Here is a 21,400-nt window from a genome sequence, read left to right on the forward strand (position 1 = left end):
GGCCGATATGGCCGCTCGCGGCGCTCCGGTTATTCGGCGTCGTCGATGCGGAAATACAGTCGGTACGGCGTATCGGCCGGAATCCGGGAGATGGGTTCGAGCCGCGGGGAATCGCCATGCTCCGCCAGTACGTACGGCCCCCACATGATAGACGCCATGTCGGCGTCGTCCGGCGTGCGGACGAGCCTCAGGCCGATGGGGAACCGAATGTCGATGTCGGTTATCGATGCGCCGTCCGGACGTTTCATGGGAAACACCAGCTCATGCGTGGAGGCGTCATAGTCGACGTCGTCGGATTGCCGGCCGTTGACGGTGACGATGGTGTCCGTCGGGAGTCTTCCATTGTCGTCGTGGCCGTCGAAATCGGGGAATGCCCGGCCGAGCGCCCACCACGGCACGCGGACGCGAAGCGTCGCGGCCGCCAATCGGTCGATATGGATATGGATGACGTTCGGCGTCTCGTCGGGCGCATCGATGCGCATGGCGATGCCGTCGTCCGGAGAATCAACGTTCATGGATTCCAATAGCTGGATGTGCACGGCGTCCGATCGGTCGTCGACAAGCACCGCGCCGTCTCCGGCCCGGAAGTGGACCTCAAGACCGGTGCCGTGGCAGCAGGTGTTGCCGTCGATGTCGAACGACTTGCGGCCGGCCGGTCGCGTCGGCAGGAAATACGTGCTGCCGCCGTTCGGTGCCGTGCGGTCGATGGACGCGGCGATATGGTTGCACAGCGCCAGTTCGATGTAGTCCCCGTATTCGGGGGAAAGGGTGGTTCCATGCCGTCGCAGGCCGGCGGCGAGCTTCAGCAGATTATAGGTGGCGCAGGTCTCGGCCGTGTCGTCGGCCAATAGTCCGGCGATGACGTTCGGCGTGCGGAACATCTCGCCCTGGCCGGTGCCGCCGACCGCATACAGATGCGATGATACGACCTCATGCCAGAACCGTTGCGCCGCCTGAAGATATATGGCGGCGGTTTGCCGGTCGGCCGCCGCGTCGGCCAGTGCAAGATGGCCGATGACCTGCGGAATATGCTGGTTCGCGTGCATCCCGTCCAGTGCGTCCACCCGCTGCCGCAGCGGTTCGAGCAATCGGTCGTTGTCGAAATAGCGGGCGGCCGTGAGGAACCGTTTGGCGCCGTAGTGGCCGTCGTGACGATTGCCGTCATCGTTGTCGCCACTGCCGCCGCGCTCGCCGACGATGGTGGCGAGCCGCGCCAGCGCCTCGTTCATGCCGCCGAATTCGCCGGCGATGTATGTGCCCCACATGCGTTGGCGATGCTCCGGCGTAAGCCGTTCGAGACGGTCCGCCACCCATCGGCCTATGCCTTTGGCGACGGGCAATGCCCGCGCGGCCCCGGCCTCATGGGCATCGATGAGGCCGGCGAGAAGCTTATGCAGCGTATAGTACGGCGCCCATACGTCCGGGTAGGGCACGAGTCGTTCCAGGTCATCGAACTGTCGTTCGTCGTAGGCGCTGAGAAAACCGGGGCGGCAGCCGGGCCGCCGCGCGAACGCCCGTTGCACTTCGGCAAGGGCGTCGACGAGATAATCGAGTTTGCGGCGGATTTTGTCGTCGCCGGTCGCCTGCACGCAGAGCGCATAGGCGGAGAGCACATGCCCGGTGGTGTGGCCGCGCAGCAGGCAATCAGGTGAATCCCAGCCGGTCATCGGCCGCGCGCCTCTCGTATCGAGGCCGGCCGCCTGACGGAAGGCGTAGAGCAGCCGGTCGTCGTCCACCGAACGCAGGTATTCCAAACGAAGAAGCTGGTTGCGGCCGATGGTCGAATGCGAGTCGAAGCGGATGGCGGCAAGGGGTATGTTGCGAAGCGTCGGCTTCACCGCCGGGAAATCATCGTTGTCGTTGTCGTTGTCTCCCATGGCATCGTTCACAGGGCCCTCGGCGCTTCCGGAATGTTCCGGTTCGACGTCGATGACCGCCGTTACGGGGAACGGTGGTTCGGTGCCGGTATGGCCTGTGACGATGGTCCGGCCTGGAGCCGGCCGGACGACGGCTTCGGCATCGGGCCACGTCAACGGCACGGCGATGGCGCCGATGTCGGTGATCGCCGCACCCCATGAGGGCAGACGAACATGTACGGGCTCCACGCGGTCGGCGGCGATTATGCATCGGCGCGTGACCGGCGGCACGGAGCGGATGGATGCCGTATACGGCTGCTGCACCACGGTGACGGCGAAATCGCGCGTCACGGTGTCGCCGCCGTTCGTGACCGTGGCGGTGAGTGTGACCTTGCGGTCGCCCCGGCCGAACACCGGACGATGCACACGGCCGGAGGAATCCAGCCAGCGGTCGTCCGATGATTGCCAGGCGATACGGGAGCCATGCCGGCCCGTCGACGGCAGGTCGAGGTCGAACTCCACGGTGGCGAGATTGCCGAGCGTGATGGCGTCGGCGTCGGATTGTGCAATATCGGTCATGGAAAGCGTCCTTAGAGGGAGGTCGTGGCGGTGGGAATCGCGGTGAGGATGAAGAGGCGGGAGGAGCCGTCACCGGGGAGCGGGGCGCGGCCCCACGTCGCGGTGGTGCGGTCGGCCAACGGCAGGCCGGCGCGCATGAGCTCGTCGCCGTATCGCGGCCGCCACGGCGTGAACCCCCTGCCGGCCATGGCGGTGTCGCCGGCATCGGCCACCGTCGTGTCGATTTCCGTCACCGCATACCGTGCGTCCGCGTCCAATCCGGCGAGACGCAAATGCGACACCGGCGCGTTCACTCCGGTCAGCGCCCGATACCAGCCGACGACGGCCATGCGTCCATCCTCGGCGACCATCATCCACGCGGCGTCGGCGGCGTCGAATCCGGGCCGCCGGTCGAACGGGCTGCGCAGACGCCAGAACGTACCGGTCCTCATCAACGGCCCCAATCGTTTCGACCAGGCGATCTGCCGGCGAATGCGCGTGCGTTCGCCGTCATCGAGCGCACGCGGGTCGAGCTCGTAGCCGAACGTACCGAACAACGCCACATCGCCGCGCATCCTCAACGACAGACGACGGCCCGTCTCCTCGTTGGGAATGGCCGAAACATGGTTCGAGCACGCGCCGACCGGATAGATCATCGACGTGCCGTATTGGATCTTCACCCGTTCCAACGCATCGGTGTCGTCGGAGATCCAGGCCTGCGGCGCGGTCGCCAACGTGCCGGCGTCCACGCGCGCGCCGCCGCTCGCGCATGATTCGATGAGCAGATTCGGGAACCGTGCGGCAAGGCCATGCAGCAGGCGATAGTATCCCAACGCATACCGGTGGAACACCTCGCCCTGCCGATTGGGCGGCAGGGCTCGCGAATACGCCTCGGACAGCGAACGGTTCATATCCCATTTGACGTAATCGACGTCGGCCCGCTCGATGACGTCGCCGATCGAACGCAGCAGATGGTCGACGACCTCCGGACGGGTCATGTCGAGCACGTACTGGCAGCGCTGCACGCCCAGCGAACGCAACGGCAGCCGCGGATCGCCCAGCACCCAGTCGGGATGCCGGCGAAACAGGTCGCTGCGCTCGCTGATCATCTCCGGCTCGAACCACAGGCCGAACCCCAGCCCCATCGCATGCACGGCATCGGCGAGCGGCCGCAGACCATGCGGGAACTTGCGACGGTCGGCGAACCAGTCGCCCAACGACGAATCCGCGCGGTCGCGTTGGCCGAACCATCCGTCGTCCACGACCAGCATCTCCATGCCGAGGTCCTTCGCAGAACGGGCCATCGATATCAGGGATGATTCGTCCATATCCATATGCACGGCCTCCCATGTGTTGACGACGATGGGGGAGCGTCGCGCGTTCCACGGCGAACGGATGAGATTGCACCGGTACAGCGTATGCAGCGCCTGGCTCAGGCCGTTGAGGCCGGTGCTGCTGCAGGCCAGCAGCGCCTCGGGCGCCTGGAACGTCTCGCCGGGCGCGAGCCGCCACGAGAACAGCTCCGGATTGATGCCGATGCGCAGACGCGTGCGGGCGTACGGGTCCACGAACACGGAGGCGTCGAAATTGCCGCTGTACACGAGCGTGGCGGCGACGGCCTCGCCCTGCATTTCGTCGGTGGTCGGCCGCGCAAGCGCGATATACGGGCTTGCATGCTGGCTGCTGTGGCCGCGGACGGACGAGACGCCCTGCAATCCGATGCGCAGCGGCGCGCGGCCGACATGCGTCTCGCGCGCCCACGCGCCGGTGAGCGTGATCATGTCCCAATCGGCATCGGGAAGATCGAGGTTCGCGCTGTACGCCGATTCGACGGTCAGCGGCATATGCGAGACATTCGTCATCCGCACATTCCGGGCGACGACGGGAAGGTCGCGGAACATCGTCTCCGACAGCGTGACCCTCAGTCCGAACGACGCGTCGGAGAAGTCGATCTCCAGCGTCTTGCAATCCGCTCCGCCCGATTCGTCGGCATGGGCGAACGTGGACGGCAGACCATCCGGCGAAACCTTGCCGTGAATGATGCGATATGTTTCGTACGCGAGTTTCACGGCACGCGATCCCGCCTCGTCGCGCACGGACAGTGCGCACGGCCGCAGGTCGGACGAACCCGCCTGCGGATACTCGCGCCGAATCTGTTCGAGCGAGATGCCCGGATGGTCGGCGTCCGCCTGGATGGTGTCGCGTACGGTGAGGTCCTGCAGGTCGGAGAAGTCCTGACGGTCATGAATCGCTGAACCGAAGTACAACGTATTGAGGTCGCCGTCGGGAAGCACTCGTATGACATGGCTGACGACGCCATTGGTCATATGAAACTGCATATCATGCGTAATCAATTGTATTTCCAAGCTTTTGCACCCCCTGTCGGGAAGCCTTGAACAGGGTGCCTACGTTACCATCGTCCACGTTTCGGCAAAGCGCACGTCATGTAACGACAAGACCATCGACTAGACCATAGTTCACTTTTGTTTTACATATCGGCAAATCTTATGGCGAATTCAAACCGTTATATAGACATCAACATCTCCACCCACGGAAATGCCGGACCGATGTCATCGCGGTCCATATCTCCGGCGTCTCGATCACTCCCACATATTGCGAAACGCCGTTCACAGAGAGGAAAATACGATGAAAAAGCAAATGACGGCGCTGGCGGCCCTGGTCGCCGTATGCGCCATGACGTTGAGCGGCTGCGGCGGCTCCGGATCGAGCGACTCCGGCACGGCGAAGACCGGCGGCACCATCAAACTGGTAGGCACCGACGACATCGACCACCTCGACCCGACCGGCAGCTCGCTGGTGAGCACCTACACGTTCCAGCGCGCCATCAGCCGCCAGCTCATCAGCTACAAGGCCAGCAACGACGCCAAGGAGCAGGTCGAGGCCCAGCCCGACCTCGCCGAATCCATGCCCGAGGTCTCCGCCGACGGCCTGACATACACGTTCAAGCTGCGCAAGGACGCCATGTGGAGCACCAGCCCGGCCCGCGCCATCACCTCCGAGGACGTGGCCAACGGCTTCAAGAAGGTATGCAACCCGCTGCTGCCCTCCGCCGCCGCCTCCTACTACAACGCCATCGAAGGCATGGAGCAGTACTGCGCCGCATACGACACCAAGAACCCCACCACCGAGAACGTCAAGAAGCACATCCTGAACGACAACGTCTCCGGCATCACCACACCTGACGACCACACCATCGTGTTCAAGCTCAAGGAGAAGGCCTCCGACTTCATCTACATGGTGTCGCTCGACAACGTCTCCCCGGTGGCCAAGGAATCGCTGGACTACGAGCCCGACAGCCCCGACTACCGCAAGAACTACATCTCGTCCGGCCCCTACACCGTCGACGACTACAAGGCCGACAGCCACCTGTACCTCAAACGCAACCCCAACTGGAAGAAGGCGTCCGACCCGCTGCGCGCCGCCAACGCCGACCGCATCGAGTTCACGTTCGGCGTCAGCGCCGACAACGCCCTGCAGCAGGTCTCCAACGGCGACGCCGACGGCCTGTGGGCTATGAACGTTCCCGCCGCGCAATGGGGCACCCTCAAGGCCACCAACGGCGACGACATGAGCGCGTTCTCCCAGGGCGGCACCAACTTCCTGTGGTTCAACACGCTCTCCAACAACAACGGCGGCGCACTGAAGAAGACCGAGGTGCGCAAGGCCCTGCAGTACTCCGTCGACAAGGCGGCGTTCGTGCAGAAGCTCGGCGGCTCCGAACTCGCCGAACCCGCCGTCGGCATCTTCGGACGCGGCGTCGTCGGCTTCGACGAGAAGAGCGACCCGTACAAGACCGACGGCAGCAAGGGCGACCCGGCCAAGACCAAGTCGCTGCTCGCCAAGGCCGGCGTCAGCAACCTCAAGCTCAAGCTCGCCTACCGTTCAGACAACGCGACCGAACCCTCCATCGCGCAGATCATCCAGCAGGACATGAAGAAGGCCGGCGTCGACGTGCAGCTCGTGCCCGTGCCCGCCTCCGACTTCTACGCCAGCTTCATGACCACGCCCGACAACACCAAGAACGGCAAGTGGGACATCGCCCTGTGTGGATGGAACCCCGACTGGGTCGGCGGCGCCGCACGCTCCGTCTTCCAGCCGCAGTTCACCTACACCGGCACCGCCCAGGTGTACAACTACGACAACTACAACAACGCCAAGGCCAGCGAACTCGCCAAGAAGGCGCTCGCCAGCTCCAGCACCTCGGACGCCGAGAAGATCTGGGGCCAGGTCAACGACGCCGTCATGGACGACCCGCCGGTGCTGCCGCTCTACTCGGTGAAGGCCACGCTGATCCACAGCAGCGCGATTAAGAACGCCTCCATCTTCGCCCTCTCCGCCGGCTACGACTGGACCAACGTCTCGGTCGAACGGTAGACGGGCCCGGCGCCCCGCCCGCACCGTCCCATACGGACGGGCGGGGCGCCGTCCTTCTTCTTCTCCGCCACACATCGGCTCTTCCAACGAACAGAGCACAAGGAGTTACGGAAATGTCCATTCTTCAGGTACACGACGTCAGCGTGGATCTGCCCACCGAAGACGGCGTGGTGCATGCGGTGCAGCACGTGTCGTTCGACGTCGACAAAGGCGAGGTGTTCGGCATCGTCGGCGAATCCGGCTCCGGCAAAAGCGTGCTCACCCAGGCCATCACCGGCCTCATGCCCGGCGCCGAGGTCCACGGCTCCGCCGTATTCGACGGCGTCGACCTGCTCAAGGCCGCGCCCAGGCAACTGCGGTCCATGCGCGGCAACAAGATCGGCATGATCTTCCAGGACCCGCTTTCCAGCCTGCACCCATACTTCACCATCGGCTCGCAGATCGTCGAGGTCATCAAAACCCACGAGCCGCAGGCCTCCCGCGAGGATGCGAAGGCCCGGGCCGTCGAAATGCTGGAGATGGTCGGCATCAAGAACGCCGACAAACGCTTCAACGACTACCCCCACCAGTTCTCCGGCGGCATGCGCCAACGCGTGATGATCGCCATGGCCCTCGTGCTCCGCCCGGAGATCATCATCGCCGACGAGCCGACCACCGCACTCGACGTGACCATCCAGAAACAGGTGCTCGACGTACTGCGCGACATGTCGGACAAGCTCGGCACCACCGTCGTCATGATCTCCCACGACCTCACCCTCCTCGGCTCGTTCGCCGACCGGGCCATGGTCATGTACGCCGGCCACCAGCTCGAGACCGGCCCCGTCTCCGCACTGTTCTCCCGTCCCGCGCACCCGTACACGCTCGGACTGCTGCACTCATCGCCCGACGCCGAAGGCGACCGCAAGCGGCTCACACCCATCGAAGGCCGTATGCCCAGCCTGCTCGACATCCCCGTCGGCTGCGTGTTCGCGCCCCGCTGCCCCAACGCCACCGACCGCTGTGGGCTCACGGCGCCGCCGCGCCGCACGCTCAGCGACGGCGTGACCGTGAGCTGCTGGCGCCGCGCCGACCCCATCCCCGCCGAAGCCAAGCCGGAGATCGACGAATTCGTGCTCCAACGCGCCCGCGACCGCGCCGAGGAGCAGGCCGACGGGACCACGGAAAACAAGGAATGGCCGATCGACAGGAACGCGCCCATCGCCCTCGTCGAAGACCTGCACCTGACCTACAACGCCGGAACCCGCAAAGCCGTCGAGGTGCTCAAGGGCATAGACCTGACCGTCAACCGCGGCGACTCCATCGGCCTCGTCGGCGAATCCGGCTGCGGCAAGACCACGCTGGCCCGCGTGATCGCCGGCCTTCTGCCCGCCACCAGCGGCACCGTCACACTGCTCGGTCAGGACAACAGCACCGTAAGCCGCACCGAATGGCGTGAACAACGCCGCCATGTGCAGCTCGTGTTCCAGGACCCGTACGGCTCACTCAATCCACGCCGCCGCATCGGCTCCATCATCGGCGAACCCATCCGCATCCAACACCACTGGTCCGGCGACCGACTGAAGAAACGCGTGCAGGAGCTCATGGAGCTCGTCGGTCTCAACCCCGAACACTACAACCGGTATCCCGGTGAATTCTCCGGCGGCCAGCGCCAGCGCATCGGCATAGCCCGCGCGCTCGCCCTCGACCCCGAACTCATCATCTTCGACGAGCCGGTCTCCGCGCTCGACGTCTCCATCCAGGCGCAGATCCTCAACCTCATCCAGGACCTGCAGGACGCGTTCGGCTACACCTACCTGTTCATCTCGCACGACCTGGCCGTCGTACGCCACGTATGCAGCCGCGTCGTCGTCATCGAGAACGGCAGGATCGTGGAACGCGGCGACACCGAACGGATCTACGACAATCCGCAGGCTCCCTTCACCAAGCGTCTGCTCGCCGCATCCATCCGGGCAGTGCCCCCGCAGTCGGAGGCCACGGCCCATCGCACACTCGTCAAGGAGGTGGCGGCATGAGCGAGGCCACCGTACGCAACAGAACATCCACCGACGCCAAGACCAGCCTCGGCGCGATAGGCGCAGCCGGCAACAAGCCGACACCCGCCCGCAAGATCGAGCAGCTCGGCGCCGGACAGGCCACATGGCGACGACTCCGCCACGACAAGGCCTCGATGATCGCCCTCGGCTTCATCGTGCTCCTCGTGCTCATGGCGGTCTTCGCGCCCGCGCTCGCCGCCATCACCGGCCACGACCCCGCACAGCAGTACCGCGAGATAGGCCTGACCGCCACCGGCCTGCCCACCGGGCCGGGCAAGGCGTTCTGGTTCGGCGCCGACCAGTTGGGCCGCGACGAACTCGTCCGCATCGCCTACGGCGCCCGCGTATCGCTGCTGGTCGGCGTGGTCGCCTCCATGTGCGGCTCGCTCATCGCCGTCGTCATCGGCGTGCTGGCCGGCTACTTCGGCGGCTGGGTCGACAACGTGCTCTCCCGCATCACCGACTTCGTCATGACCATCCCGTTCCTGCTGTGCGCGCTGGCCCTGGTCTCCGTGTTCGGCGCCAGCATCCGCATGTGCCTGTTCGTCGTCATCTTCTTCTCGTGGGCCGTCACCGGACGTGTCATCCGCGCCCAGGTGCAGGTGCTCAAAAAGAAGGAGTTCGTAGAGGCCGCTCGCTCGCTCGGCGCCTCCGACGCATCCATCATCGTCAAGGACATCCTGCCGAACCTCACCGAGACCATCATCGTCTACACCACGCAGGGCATCCCCAGCTGCATCGTGTTCGAGGCGTCGCTGTCGTTCCTCGGCATGGGCATCGTGCCGCCGACGCCAAGCTGGGGCGGGATGCTCTCCGAAGCCGCCGGCAACTCCATCTACATGGTCGCGCCGTGGCTCGTGTTCTTCCCCGGTCTGTTCCTGCTCATGACCACGCTGTCGTTCAACATCCTCGGCGACGGTCTGCGCGACGCCCTCGACCCGAAGGCCGGACGCCGCATGCTGGCGAGGAAACGCAAGCGGAAGGGCGCGGCGGCCGTGGCCGCGGTCGCGCCCGTCACCGCGCAGATCGCCGCGGCCGACGACGACATCGCCGCGGCGAAATCGGCCGAAGCGACGTCATCGACGCCGGCCTCGTCATCGACGTCGGCGGCATCCATGACGAAGGAAGGCGACTGACATGGTCAAGCAGATTCTCCGGCGACTCCTCTTCGCCGTCATCATCCTGTTCCTCCTGAGCATCTTCGTGTTCGCGCTGTTCTACATCGCCCCCGGCAACCCCGCCCGACTCATCGCCGGCGAAAAGGCCAGCCAGGAGGTGCTCGACCAGGTCACCCGCAACCTCGGCCTCGACAAGCCCCTGTGGCAGCAGTACATCCGGTTCATCACCCACGCGTTCCAAGGCGACTTCGGCATCTCCTACCGCAACCAGACGCCGGTGACCGAACTCATCCTTTCGAGACTGCCCGTAACGTTCTCGCTCGTCGGCGGCGCCGTCATCATCTGGCTGCTCATCGGTGTGCCGCTCGGCGTGGTCTCCGCCACCCATCCCGGAACCTGGAAGGACCGCCTCGCCCAGGTGCTCAGCCAGCTGTTCATCAGCTTCCCCTCGTTCGTGCTCGGCATGTTCCTGCTCTACCTGCTTTACTATCTGCCCAAGCGCAACGGCTTCACGCTGTTTCCCCCGGGAGGCTACAAGCCCCTCGAGGACGGCTTCATCGACTGGGCATGGCACATGGTGCTGCCATGGCTCACCCTCGCCCTGCTCATGGCCGCCCTCTACCAGCGCCTCACCCGCGCCGAGATGATCGACGTGCTCGGCGAGGACTACATCCGCACCGCCCGCGCCAAGGGCATCTCCGAACGCAAGGTCATCTACAAGCACGGCCTGCGCTCCACACTCACCGTGCTCACCACGCAGCTCGGCGCCGACATCGGCTCCCTGCTCTCCGGCTCCATCATCATCGAACAGGTCTTCGGACTCCAGGGCGTCGGCGCGCTCGCCGTCAAATCGGTGAACACGCAGGACCGCCCCGTCATCATCGGCGTCGTGCTGCTCGGCGGATTCTTCATCGTGATGATGAACCTGCTCGTCGACATCCTCCACGTGGCGTTGGAGCCGACGCTGCGGCGATGACGTGACGAACGTTGACATAACGAACGTTGACGTGGCGAATGCCGGCGCGACGGACGTCGGCGATATCGAATCATCGATATCGAATCATCGATATCGAATCATCGACATCGAATGACATCGAATGAATGACATCGAGAAAGCGAATACGACGATGGATACGACGAATTATCTCGTGACCGGATCGTCCGGCGCGCCGGCGCAGCCGACGTCGCCGACGATTCCGCCGACGACGGACGGCGGCTACTACGTGCCCGGCTTCTACGTGGAGGACCACACCATCGACGTTCCTCTGGATTGGAACGACGAGACGGCCGGCACCATCACCGTGTTCTATCGGGAGATCGTGGACCCGGACAGACGCGACGACGACCTGCCGTTGCTGCTGCATCTGCAGGGCGGCCCCGGCGGCAAGGGCCAGCGGCCGATGCCGGGCGACGCCTGGCTGGGCGAGGCCATACGGCACTACCGCGTGATCATGCCCGACCAACGCGGCACCGGCCGGTCGACGCCCGTGGACGGCGGCATCATCGCAAAATTCGACGACGCACGGCAGGCCGCCGACTATCTGAGTCATTTCCTCGCCGACTCCATCGTGCGCGACTTCGAATACCTGCGGAGGAAACGGTTCGGCGGCCGGCGATGGACGACCATCGGACAAAGCTACGGCGGATTCCTCACCCTCACCTACCTGTCGCTGTTCCCCGAAGGACTCGGCGCGTGCATGACCATGGGCGGCATCCCCGGCGTGCCGCCGGACGCCGACGAGGTCTACCGGCACACGTACCCGCGGGCGGCGCTGAAAAGCCGGATGTACTACGAACGCTATCCGCAGGACGAACGCATCGTGGCCGACGTGGCCGATCGGCTCGCCTCCCATGACGTGCGGCTGCCCAACGGCGACCCGTTCAGCGTGGCCCGGCTGCAATCCGTCGGCTCGGTGTTCGGCATGGGAACCGGCTTCGACCAGATCCACTGGCTGTTCGACGAGGCGTTCACGCCCGACGGCCGGCTCTCCGACACGTTCCTCTACCAGGTGCTGGGCCGCACATCGAACGCGGGCAGCCCACTGTACTGGACGTTGCAGGAGTTCATCTACGGCAACGAACACAGCGGGCCGATGAACTGGGCCGCACAGCGCGAGCTGAAGAACCATCCGGAATTCGGTGAGGACCGGCGCCCGCTCATGTTCTTCGGCGAGATGACCTTCCCGTGGATGTTCGACGAGATATCGTGCCTGCGGCCGTTCAAACCCGCCGTGGACCTGCTCATGCAGCGCGACGAATGGCCGACCATCTATCGTCCGGACGTACTGGCCCGCAACGAGGTGCCCGTGCAGTCGCTGGTCTACTTCGACGACCTGTACGTGGACTCGCGCATTCAATTGCGCACGCTGAGCGGCATCGGCAACGCCCGCGCCTGGGTGACCAACGAATACCAGCACGACGGCATCACCCACGCCGGGGTCTTCACCCGGCTGCACGAGCTCATCGCGCAGCGAGGCGGCGCCATACGCTGATTTCAGCGGCGCCGTATGCCGTCGACGGTGGCGGGGCGCATGCGGGACCATAGACCATATAAGACCATGCATTAAGACCATGAAGGAAGGATGGTCATCATGACGAAGTCCGAGCACAACGACGAAGATGATAGGAAGCCGCAGGAGGAGTCGCGGAAGCCGACGAAACCGCAGGGGGACTCCAGCTCGAGACGACCGCTGGGTGCGAACTTCCGTGAATTCATGCGAACGGGATGGGCCGACCACAAGCTCGACACCGAGCCCCTGCCGTCCAGCGAATACACGCCGGAGCGATGGAAGGCCATCGGACGACTGTTCCCCGGCGAGCGCCTGGTGTTCCCGGCCGGCGCGCACAAGCAGCGCAGCAACGACCTCGATTACGCGTTCCGACCCAACACGTCGTTCGCCTACCTGACCGGACTCGGCAAGGACTACGACCCCGATGCCGTGCTCGTGCTTGAACCGGTGCGTCCCGGCTCGCCCGAGGCGAACGCCGGAACCACGCACGTGCCGATGCTGTACATGCACCAGCCGGCCGACAACAGCACCAGCGACTTCTACATGTCGGCCGAATACGGCGAATACTGGATCGGCCCGCGCCCGGGACTCCAGGAATTCGAGACGATGACCGGCATCGAGACCCACGACCTGGGCCAGTTCGCCGACACCGTGGCCAAGGACGTCGGCCCCGACGCGGTGCGCGTGCGCGTCATCCGCGAAGCCGACCCGAACGCCACCGCAATCGTGGACGCCGCCCGTGCCGCCGGCGGATTCGACGACCCGACCGCGAACGGCGCCGACGACGCCGTGCTGCACACCGCCTGCGCCGAGGCACGCATCATCAAGGACGACTACGAGATCGACCAGCTGCGCAAGGCCGTGCGTGCCACCTACAACGGCTTCTGCAAGGTGCTGCGCGGCCTGGACGAGGCCGTGGACCAGCCGCGCGGCGAACGCATCATCGAAGGCGTGTTCAACGCCAACGCCCGTGTGGAAGGCAATACCGTGGGCTACGACACCATCGTCGCCTCGGGAGACCATGCGCCTCGTCTGCACTGGATGCGCAACACCGGCACGCCCCGCAACGGACAGCTGCTGCTCATGGACGCCGGCGTGGAGGTGGACGACCTCTACACCGCCGACATCACCCGCACGTTCCCCATCGGCGGCCGCTTCACGCCATTGCAGCGCCGTATATACGACGCCGTGTTCGAGGCGCAGCAGGCCGCGTTCGACGCCTGCCGGCCGGGCGTGCCGTTCTCCGTCATCCACGACACCGTGATGCGCGTGACCGCGCAGAAGCTCCACGAGCTGGGCATCCTGCCGGTGAGCGTGGAGGAGGCGCTGAGCCCCGAAGGCCAGCAGCATCGCCGCTGGCTCGTCTGCGGCGTGGGCCATCATCTCGGCCTCGACTGCCACGACTGCGCGCAGGCCCGCAACGAGGAGTACTTCGACCGGCCGTTGGAGCCCGGCATGGTGTTCACCATCGAGCCCGGCCTGTACTTCCAGTCCGACGACCTGCTCATCCCGCCGGAATTTCGCGGCATCGGCGTACGCATCGAGGACGACGTGCTCATGACCGAGCACGGCCCCGAATGGCTGTCGGACTACATCCCCCGCACCGCCGACGCCGTCGAACGGTGGATGGCCGCCATGGCCGAATGACGGGGGAGCGCCGGTGCCGCAACCGACAGGTGATACGGACGGGTACCATGGGTCCTTATGCTGCAGACTGAGGCCTTGGCCATGCTCGACGCCGGCGCCAACGTATTTCTCACCGGCGCCCCCGGCGCCGGCAAGACCTACGTATTGAACGAATTCATCCGCAACGCCCGCCAAACCGGCAGATCGGTGGCCGTCACCGCGTCCACCGGCATCGCCGCCACGCACGTCAACGGGCAGACCATCCACTCATGGAGCGGCATCGGCGTCGCCACCTCGCTGGAACCGGCCACCCTCAAACGCATCAAGACGCGCCGCCGCAAGGCCGTCGCCGCCACGGACGTCCTCATCATCGACGAGGTCTCGATGATGCACGCCTGGCTGTTCGACATGGTCGACGAGGTCTGTCGCGTGCTGCGCCGCGACGACCGTCCGTTCGGCGGCCTGCAGGTGGTCATATCCGGCGACTTCTTCCAACTGCCGCCCGTCAGCAGATCGGGCCGCAGCAACGACATGCTTGCGCCAAGCGAAACGTTCCTGCGCTCGCGGGAGGAATACGCGCGCCGTGGCCTCGACCCGGAGGGGTTCGTCACCGAATCGTTGGTGTGGGAGCGTCTGGCACCCACGATCTGCTATCTGACCGAGCAGCATCGTCAGGATGACGGCAAGCTGCTCGGCGTCCTTACCGACATCCGCGACGGCGGCGTGACCGACGCCGACCGCACGGCGCTCGCCTCGCGTATCGGACGATTCCCCGAGCCGGGCGTCGTCGCCACGAACCTGTTCCCCACGAACCGTCAGGCCGATGCGCTCAACGACCGCATGCTCGCCGCGATACCGGATGAAGTCCATGAGTTCCACGCCGAGTCGGCCGGCTCCGCGCAGCTGGTGGCGCGGCTGAAGAAGAACATGCTCGCCCCCGAGCGTCTCGTGCTGAAGCGCGGTGCCGCCGTCATGGCGCTACGCAACGATCAGGACCGACAGTACGTGAACGGGTCCATCGGCACGGTCGTCGAATTCGAACAGGAGAACAAGGGCGGCTGGCCCATCGTGCGGTTCGAGAACGGCAACATCGTGACCATGAAGCCGGCCGCCTGGGAGATGATGGATGGAGAGAACGTGCTCGCCAGCGTCAACCAGGTGCCGTTGCGCTGCGCGTGGGGCATCACCATCCACAAATCGCAGGGCATGACGCTCGACAGGGCCGTCATGGACCTGCGTCGCACATTCGCGCCCGGCATGGGATACGTCGCCTTATCCCGCGTCGAAGCGCTCGACGGACTGTATCTGCACGGCATCAACGACAAGGCGTTCCTCGTCTCCGACGACGCCGTACGGCTCGACTCGCGACTGCGGGAGGCGTCCCGGGCGGCGGCCGAACGGCTCGCCGCCGAAGGCGCCGACGCGTTCGACCCGCGCAATCGTGCGGATGACGTTGCCACGGGGGAATCGTCGGCCGGCGGCGATTTCGACGAATTCATGCAGGACGCGTTGTTCTGAATGAATTCGGCAAGGCGATGTCAGCGCAGGTCGCGGATGCGGCGGCCGAGCGTGCGCATGGCCTTGAGGCTGCGTTCGTAGAACGCAGCGACGACGATGAGCGTGATGCCTGCCAGCGCCAGCCACACCCACCAGTAGCCCGCACTGAAGGCGCTGATCGCCGGCCAGAGTTGCACAAGCACATGGGCGGCCAGCACGACGGTGCCGCACAGCAGCGGCGCCTGCAGACCGCGGACGGCGCCGACGATGATTGCCGCCAACGCCATCGTGCCGACGACGACGATGCGTATGTTCGACGGCGTCGGCGCGATCCAGACGAGCAGCAGCGACGGCAGCATGGCGGCGATCAGGCCGAGGCCGAGCGCCCGCCAGCTGCGCAAGGCGGCGTCGCGGCGCATGAGCAGCCCGCCGACGGCGAGCGCGGCGGCCGCGAACGTGAGCGTCGGCAGTTCCGGCGGTGTGACGGGGGCGTAGGTGGTGCGGCCATCGAACACCAGCGCGTTGAAGTTCATGATGGCGATGACCGACGTGCCGATTATGGCGATGACGAGCAGGATGACGGCACGTTGGCGACGGTTCCTTGACTCGATGTCGGCGGGTGACGGAACGGCGGGCGGCATTGGCATCGGGATGTTCGGAGTCGGGATGTTCGGTGCCGGTGCCGAGACGGCCGGCGTCGGCGTGTTCGGCTTTGCGGCGGCCGGCGGCATGCCAAGCCATGCGATTGCGGCCAGGACGCACAGGGCGACCAGCTGCGGCATGATGATGACCGTCGGAGCGGTGATGAACGGGATGGTGTCGACGAACGTGCCGCAGCCCTTGAGGCAGGGCAGCGTGCCTGCGGCGCCTATGCCGCCGACGGCGCAGACGCCGCCCGGCAGCATGAGGCCGGTGCGTTCCGAGGTCGTAAGCGTAATGATTCGGCCGTCGGCCTTGGCGAAGGCGGCCCACGCGAGCACGCCGATCATGATGAGACCCCACAGGAGGTAGCGTATGGTGCTCATGTCGCTGTTCATGAGGTCCGCCAGCCGTTGCGTCGCATAGGCGATGTTCTCGGCATAGAAGCCGATGCACGGCACGATGACGAGTCCCGCGACGATGCGAGGGCCTTCGGGAACGTCATTCGCCAGCATGAGATACCAGGCGGCGAGCAGCAGTACGGCGACAAGGTCGATGGCGATCTCCATGCCGTCGTGTCCGCTGGTGTTCAGCATGCCGAGCGACACCGTCGACAGCAGCGACAGGCATTGCAGGGTGCGCAGTGCATGGACGGCATACGACGGTCGCGGTTTCGTCGGTGGTTGTGGTCGGGGCGGCATTGCCGCAAGCGGCGGCACGGTCACCTGTTGGGACGCCGGGTCGGGTGCCGGCGCCGCTTCCGGCATCGCCGGCGGCAACGATGCCTGTATGGGCTTCGGACGGGGGGCCGGCCGTGATGTGGTGATTCCTCCGGCTGCGAATAGGCGCAGTGCCAGCACGACCGTGGCATAGATGACCGGCAGCAGCAGGAACATCGCCAGCACGACGACGCGGTTGGAGGGGAACGTGGCCAGCAGGGACAGCGTCATCGTCGCGGACACCAGGGCCGGGATGACGAACCGGCGTTCCAATGCGCGCGACAGCCACAGCAGCGTGACGGTCAGCAGCAGCATGGTGACGAGTGTGGGGATGGACGGATCCGGCTCGAACATGGAGAAGAACGACGACCATTTGGCGACCAGCATGGTGAGCAGGACGTCGATGAACACGGTGAACATCGCGGGAATGCTGAACAGCGCCTGCATGGCCAATGCGACGACGGCGATGATGATGCCGAGGATGCGTCCCGCCTCGCATTCCTTCGCGGACGGTTTCCACGTCGATCGCCGCGAATCGGCCGGAGGCGCCGCGGTATCCGCCGGCGCCGGATCGGCCGGCGACGCCGGGGCTGGTGATGCCGGGTTTCCTGCCGGTGCAGGGTTCTTGGTCGGTGCCGGGGCGATGGGTGCGATTGTTGCCGTCGTCGGATTCCTCGAAGGGCTTTTTGCCCTGAGCATGTGCGCCAGCGCGGAGAACGCGCAGGCGAAGACGGCGGCCTCGGCGCAGGGGATCAGGAACTGCCAGTCCCTGTGCTGTTGCGCGTCGACTCCGGCGAACACCAGTTTGTCGATGGCGAAGGCGATCGGCATGAGGGACAACGCCGCGGCCGGCAGCGTCAGCGCCGGAACGATCGGCGCCGTAAGGGCGAAACGTCGGTGAAGGAACGGCCATGCGGCCAGCCATACCAGCGTGGTGGCGATGGTCGTGAACAGCATGAGCATCGGACTTCTGGGCTGGGTGGCGAGCCCCATGTTCTCTATGGTCGCGAATGCGCCGGCGACCATGCCGACGACGATCACGGCATTGCGTTCCACGTTGGGGGCCTTGGCCTCGCCATGCCGTTGCGGTGGCAGGAACGCGCCGACGGGGATGAGCACGACGGCCGCGATGATTGCCGCCGCCCAGAATCGGGTGGTCTCGACGTCGTGGAACAGGGCCGTGTTGACGGGGTCGATGGCGAATACGCCATGCAATCCGTTCATGAACGAGTACGGGGCGACGAAGGCGGGAAACAGCGTGAAGACGCGCAACGGACGATGTGCGGGGGACGGGTCATGCGCCTGATGCGCACGCATGCGACCGACGCCCCACAACCCCAGACCGAGACTGGAGACCAACAGCATGCCCAGGCCGGTGACGGCATCCTTCGGCGTATCCGCGAACGCCGGAAGATTCGGGGCGAGCAGCGATTCAATGGACAGGGCGATGAGCGACGCCCAGCCGATGCCTTCCGCCGTGATGCGCAGCCGGGTCTGCAGGGCGAACGTCACCGCAAGGCCAAGCACGCCGATGACGGCGATGGCGATGCCACGCTGCGTGTCGTCCAGCAGTGAATAGGTGAGCGCGGCGAACACGAACACCGCGGCCGACACCAGCACGATGCCCACGGCCAGCAGCAGGATCTGCACGTTGAACCGCTGCCGTGGGACGGCGGGCTGTTGCGGTGCGATGGACTGTTGCGAAACGGCGGGCTGTTGCGATGGGACAGGCTGTTGTGATGAGGCGGGCTGTTGCGATGGGGCAGCCTGTTGAGGCGGCCGGCCGGGGACGGCTGCGGGCCGGTGCATGGGCGTCTGCTGCGCGACATTCTGCGGGGGAGCGGGCCGGGGGGATGCTTCCTGTGGGGATGCGTTCCGTGAAGGCATGGCCTGCGTGGACGCCGGCGGCTCGGCCGGCGCCGGTGCGGGAGCCGGGTGATCGGAGGCGGGCTGCGGGGAAGCGGTCGCGGAATCCTTCGGTTCGGCATCGTCGCCGGCCGGGTTCAGGCGCATCTCGTCAAGCAGCTGGGTGCGTTCGCGCAACAGCCTCGCCGCCTCCATGCCGAGCTCGAGAATCCGCCGGGCCTCAGGGTCGGTGAGGTCCACGCCGGTGGGGGAGCGTCGCGGGTCGGTGATCGAGGTGAACGTGTCGGGGTAGATGTTCGGATTGGTCAGGACGTCGGGGTTGCGTGGCCACGCATTGAGCGTCACGCCCTTGGGAGGTCTTGCCATCGGGTCCCGAAGACGGTTGATGAGGCGGTCCCGTTGTTCCAGCGCTCTGGCCGCGCGCCGGCTGATGTCGAGCAGCCGTTGGGAACGGGGGTCGTTGAGATCGATGCCGGTAGGGGTGAAACGTCCGGTCACCGGCGTGAACGTGTCGGGGTTCAGTGTCGTGGAACGCAATTGGGAGACGGATCGCGGCCAGCGGTTCATGGCCGGCACGCCGTTCGGCGCGGGTACGACGTTGTAGTTCATGTGCAGTCCCTTCTGATTCACTGCCTCTTCAAGTCTGTCACATTTCCGTGTCGGCGGGAAGGAAGGGGGCCGGTGTTTTTCGTCGTGCGCGGGCCGCCGATGATGTCCCTTAACATGAATACCCTTGGGGTTTATGAGTTCCAAAGCATTGCGTATGTCTACGCTGTTCCTTCGCACGCTGCGCGAAGACCCCGCCGACGCGGACGTCGATTCCGCGAAACTGCTGCAGCGAGCCGGATATATTCGTAAGGCCGCCCCTGGCATCTGGACGTGGCTGCCGCTGGGCCTGAGGGTCCTCAACAAGATCGAGGACATCGTCCGCGAGGAGATGGACGGCATCGGCGCCCAGGAGGTGCACTTCCCCGCGCTGCTGCCGCGCGAACCGTACGAGGCCACCCACCGCTGGGAGGAGTACGGCGACAACATCTTCCGTCTCAAGGACCGTCATCAGGCCGATTACCTGCTCGCGCCGACGCACGAGGAGATGTTCACCCTGCTGGTCAAGGACATGTACTCGTCCTACAAGGACCTTCCTGTCGTCCTCTACCAGATCCAGACCAAGTACCGCGACGAGTTCCGTCCGCGCGCCGGTCTGATCCGCGGCCGCGAGTTCGTCATGAAGGACGCCTACTCGTTCAACATCGACGAGGAGGGTCTGAAGAAGGCCTACTACGACGAGCGTGGCGCCTACGAGCGCGTCTTCCAGCGTCTCGACCTGAAGTACGTGCCCGTGTTCGCCATGTCCGGCCCGATGGGCGGTTCCGCCTCCGAGGAGTTCCTTGCCCCCATGCCGATCGGCGAGGACACGTTCGCGCTCGCCCCCTCCGGCAAGGCCTGGAACGTCGAGGCGCTCACCACGCCCGAACTGCCGGAGATCGATGCGTCGAACACCCCGGCCGCGCACAAGGAGGCGACGCCCGACGCCAAGACCATCGACAAGATGATCGAACGCGCCAACGCCGACCACCCGCGTGCCGACGGCCGCTCGTGGGAGGCCTCCGACATCCTCAAGAACGTCGTCATCGCCGTCAAGCACGCCGAGGACGAGGACCACGACGAGCCGTGGCGCGAAGTGCTCGTCGTGGGCGTGCCCGGCGACCGCACCGTCGACATGAAGCGTCTCGAGGCGCAGTTCGCCCCCTCCGAGATCGAAGAGGCCACCGAAGAGGACCTCAAGGCCCATCCGGAACTGGTCCCCGGCTACATCGGACCGATGGTGCTGGGCCCGCAGGCCAAGGCCGCAGGCGTGGAGAGCCCGGTCCGCTACTTCCTCGACGCGCACGTCGTCAAGGGCTCCGCATGGTTCACCGGCGCCGACGAGCATGAGGTCGACTACTACGACCTCGTCTACGGTCGCGACTTCGAGGCCGACGGCACCGTCGAGGCCGTCGAGGTGCGTCACGGCGACATGAGCCCGGACGGTTCCGGTCCGCTGAGCTTCGAGCGCGGCGTGGAGATCGGCCAGGTGTTCCAGCTGGGTCTCAAGTACTCCAAGGCCCTGGACCTCAAGGTCCTCGACCAGAACGGCAAGGCCGTCCCGGTGTGGATGGGCTGCTACGGCATCGGTGTCTCCCGCGTGCTCGCATGCATCGCCGAGACCCATCACGACGAGCGCGGTCTGGCATGGCCGGCCATCATCGCCCCCGCCCAGGTGCACGTCGTCGCCACCGGCAAGAACGCCGAGGCGTTCGAGGCCGCCGAGAACCTCGTCGCCGAGCTCGAGGCCAAGGGCATCGAGGTCATCTACGACGACCGCAAGAAGGTCTCCCCGGGCGTGAAGTTCAAGGATGCCGAACTCGTCGGCGTCCCGCTGATCGCCGTCGCCGGCCGCGACACCGTGAACAACGGCACCATCGAGGTGCGTGACCGCGACGGAGGGAACAATGTGGCCGTCCCGGTCGCCGAGGCCGCCGGCGTCATCGCCGAACGCGTCGCCGCACTGCTCAAGTAGTTTCGACGGCGATCCGGCATCGC

General features: G+C 65.7%; 11 protein-coding genes. 8 read left to right on the plus strand and 3 right to left on the minus strand.

The features are described 5' to 3' along the window. Nucleotides 1–29: 29 nt before the first annotated feature. Both GFD18_RS07030 and GFD18_RS07035 read right to left on the minus strand, forming a co-directional pair. Complete coding sequence (locus tag GFD18_RS07030) at nucleotides 30–2,435, minus strand: beta-L-arabinofuranosidase domain-containing protein (protein WP_163200219.1); 2,406 nt, start codon at nucleotides 2,433–2,435, stop codon at nucleotides 30–32. Between the two features lie 11 nt (nucleotides 2,436–2,446). Next, the gene (locus tag GFD18_RS07035) at nucleotides 2,447–4,741 is read right to left on the minus strand and encodes an alpha-galactosidase (protein WP_163200220.1); all 2,295 of its coding nucleotides are present in this window, start codon (nucleotides 4,739–4,741) and stop codon (nucleotides 2,447–2,449) included. A 319-nt stretch (nucleotides 4,742–5,060) separates the two neighbouring features. Between GFD18_RS07035 and GFD18_RS07040 the strand changes: the two genes are divergently transcribed. The 7 genes from GFD18_RS07040 (at nucleotide 5,061) to GFD18_RS07070 (ending at nucleotide 15,614) form a co-directional block, all read left to right on the plus strand. Beyond that, nucleotides 5,061–6,809, plus strand: coding sequence for an ABC transporter substrate-binding protein (locus GFD18_RS07040; RefSeq protein WP_163200221.1), 1,749 nt, complete (start codon nucleotides 5,061–5,063; stop codon nucleotides 6,807–6,809). A 113-nt stretch (nucleotides 6,810–6,922) separates the two neighbouring features. Further along, nucleotides 6,923–8,821, plus strand: a complete 1,899-nt coding sequence (locus tag GFD18_RS07045) for a dipeptide ABC transporter ATP-binding protein (RefSeq protein ID WP_163200222.1) — start codon at nucleotides 6,923–6,925, stop codon at nucleotides 8,819–8,821. After that, nucleotides 8,818–9,978, plus strand: a complete 1,161-nt coding sequence (locus GFD18_RS07050; RefSeq protein WP_163200223.1) for an ABC transporter permease — start codon at nucleotides 8,818–8,820, stop codon at nucleotides 9,976–9,978. Before GFD18_RS07045 ends, GFD18_RS07050 begins: the two co-directional genes overlap by 4 nt. A gap of 1 nt (nucleotide 9,979) precedes the next feature. Further along, entirely contained in the window at nucleotides 9,980–10,936 is a 957-nt protein-coding gene (locus tag GFD18_RS07055) for an ABC transporter permease (RefSeq protein WP_100510761.1), read from the plus strand. 121 nt (nucleotides 10,937–11,057) lie between these two features. Further along, a complete protein-coding gene (locus GFD18_RS07060; protein WP_225432960.1) occupies nucleotides 11,058–12,452 on the plus strand; it encodes an alpha/beta fold hydrolase in 1,395 nt (464 codons plus the stop codon). 90 nt (nucleotides 12,453–12,542) lie between these two features. Next, a complete protein-coding gene (locus GFD18_RS07065) occupies nucleotides 12,543–14,117 on the plus strand; it encodes an aminopeptidase P family protein (protein ID WP_163200224.1) in 1,575 nt (524 codons plus the stop codon). A 57-nt stretch (nucleotides 14,118–14,174) separates the two neighbouring features. Continuing rightward, nucleotides 14,175–15,614: a PIF1 family DEAD/DEAH box helicase gene (locus GFD18_RS07070; protein ID WP_163200225.1), complete on the plus strand. Its 1,440-nt coding sequence runs from the start codon at nucleotides 14,175–14,177 to the stop codon at nucleotides 15,612–15,614. 20 nt (nucleotides 15,615–15,634) lie between these two features. Here GFD18_RS07070 and GFD18_RS07075 read toward each other — a convergent pair whose 3' ends face one another. Next, a complete protein-coding gene (locus GFD18_RS07075) occupies nucleotides 15,635–19,426 on the minus strand; it encodes an SCO7613 C-terminal domain-containing membrane protein (protein WP_163200226.1) in 3,792 nt (1,263 codons plus the stop codon). Between the two features lie 133 nt (nucleotides 19,427–19,559). Here GFD18_RS07075 and GFD18_RS07080 point away from each other — a divergent pair, with 133 nt between their 5' ends. Continuing rightward, nucleotides 19,560–21,377: a proline--tRNA ligase gene (locus GFD18_RS07080; protein ID WP_163200227.1), complete on the plus strand. Its 1,818-nt coding sequence runs from the start codon at nucleotides 19,560–19,562 to the stop codon at nucleotides 21,375–21,377. The last annotated feature ends 23 nt before the right edge of the window (nucleotides 21,378–21,400 follow it).

Origin of the sequence: Bifidobacterium saimiriisciurei (assembly GCF_010667655.1) — a bacterium.
Taxonomy (GTDB): domain Bacteria; phylum Actinomycetota; class Actinomycetes; order Actinomycetales; family Bifidobacteriaceae; genus Galliscardovia; species Galliscardovia saimiriisciurei.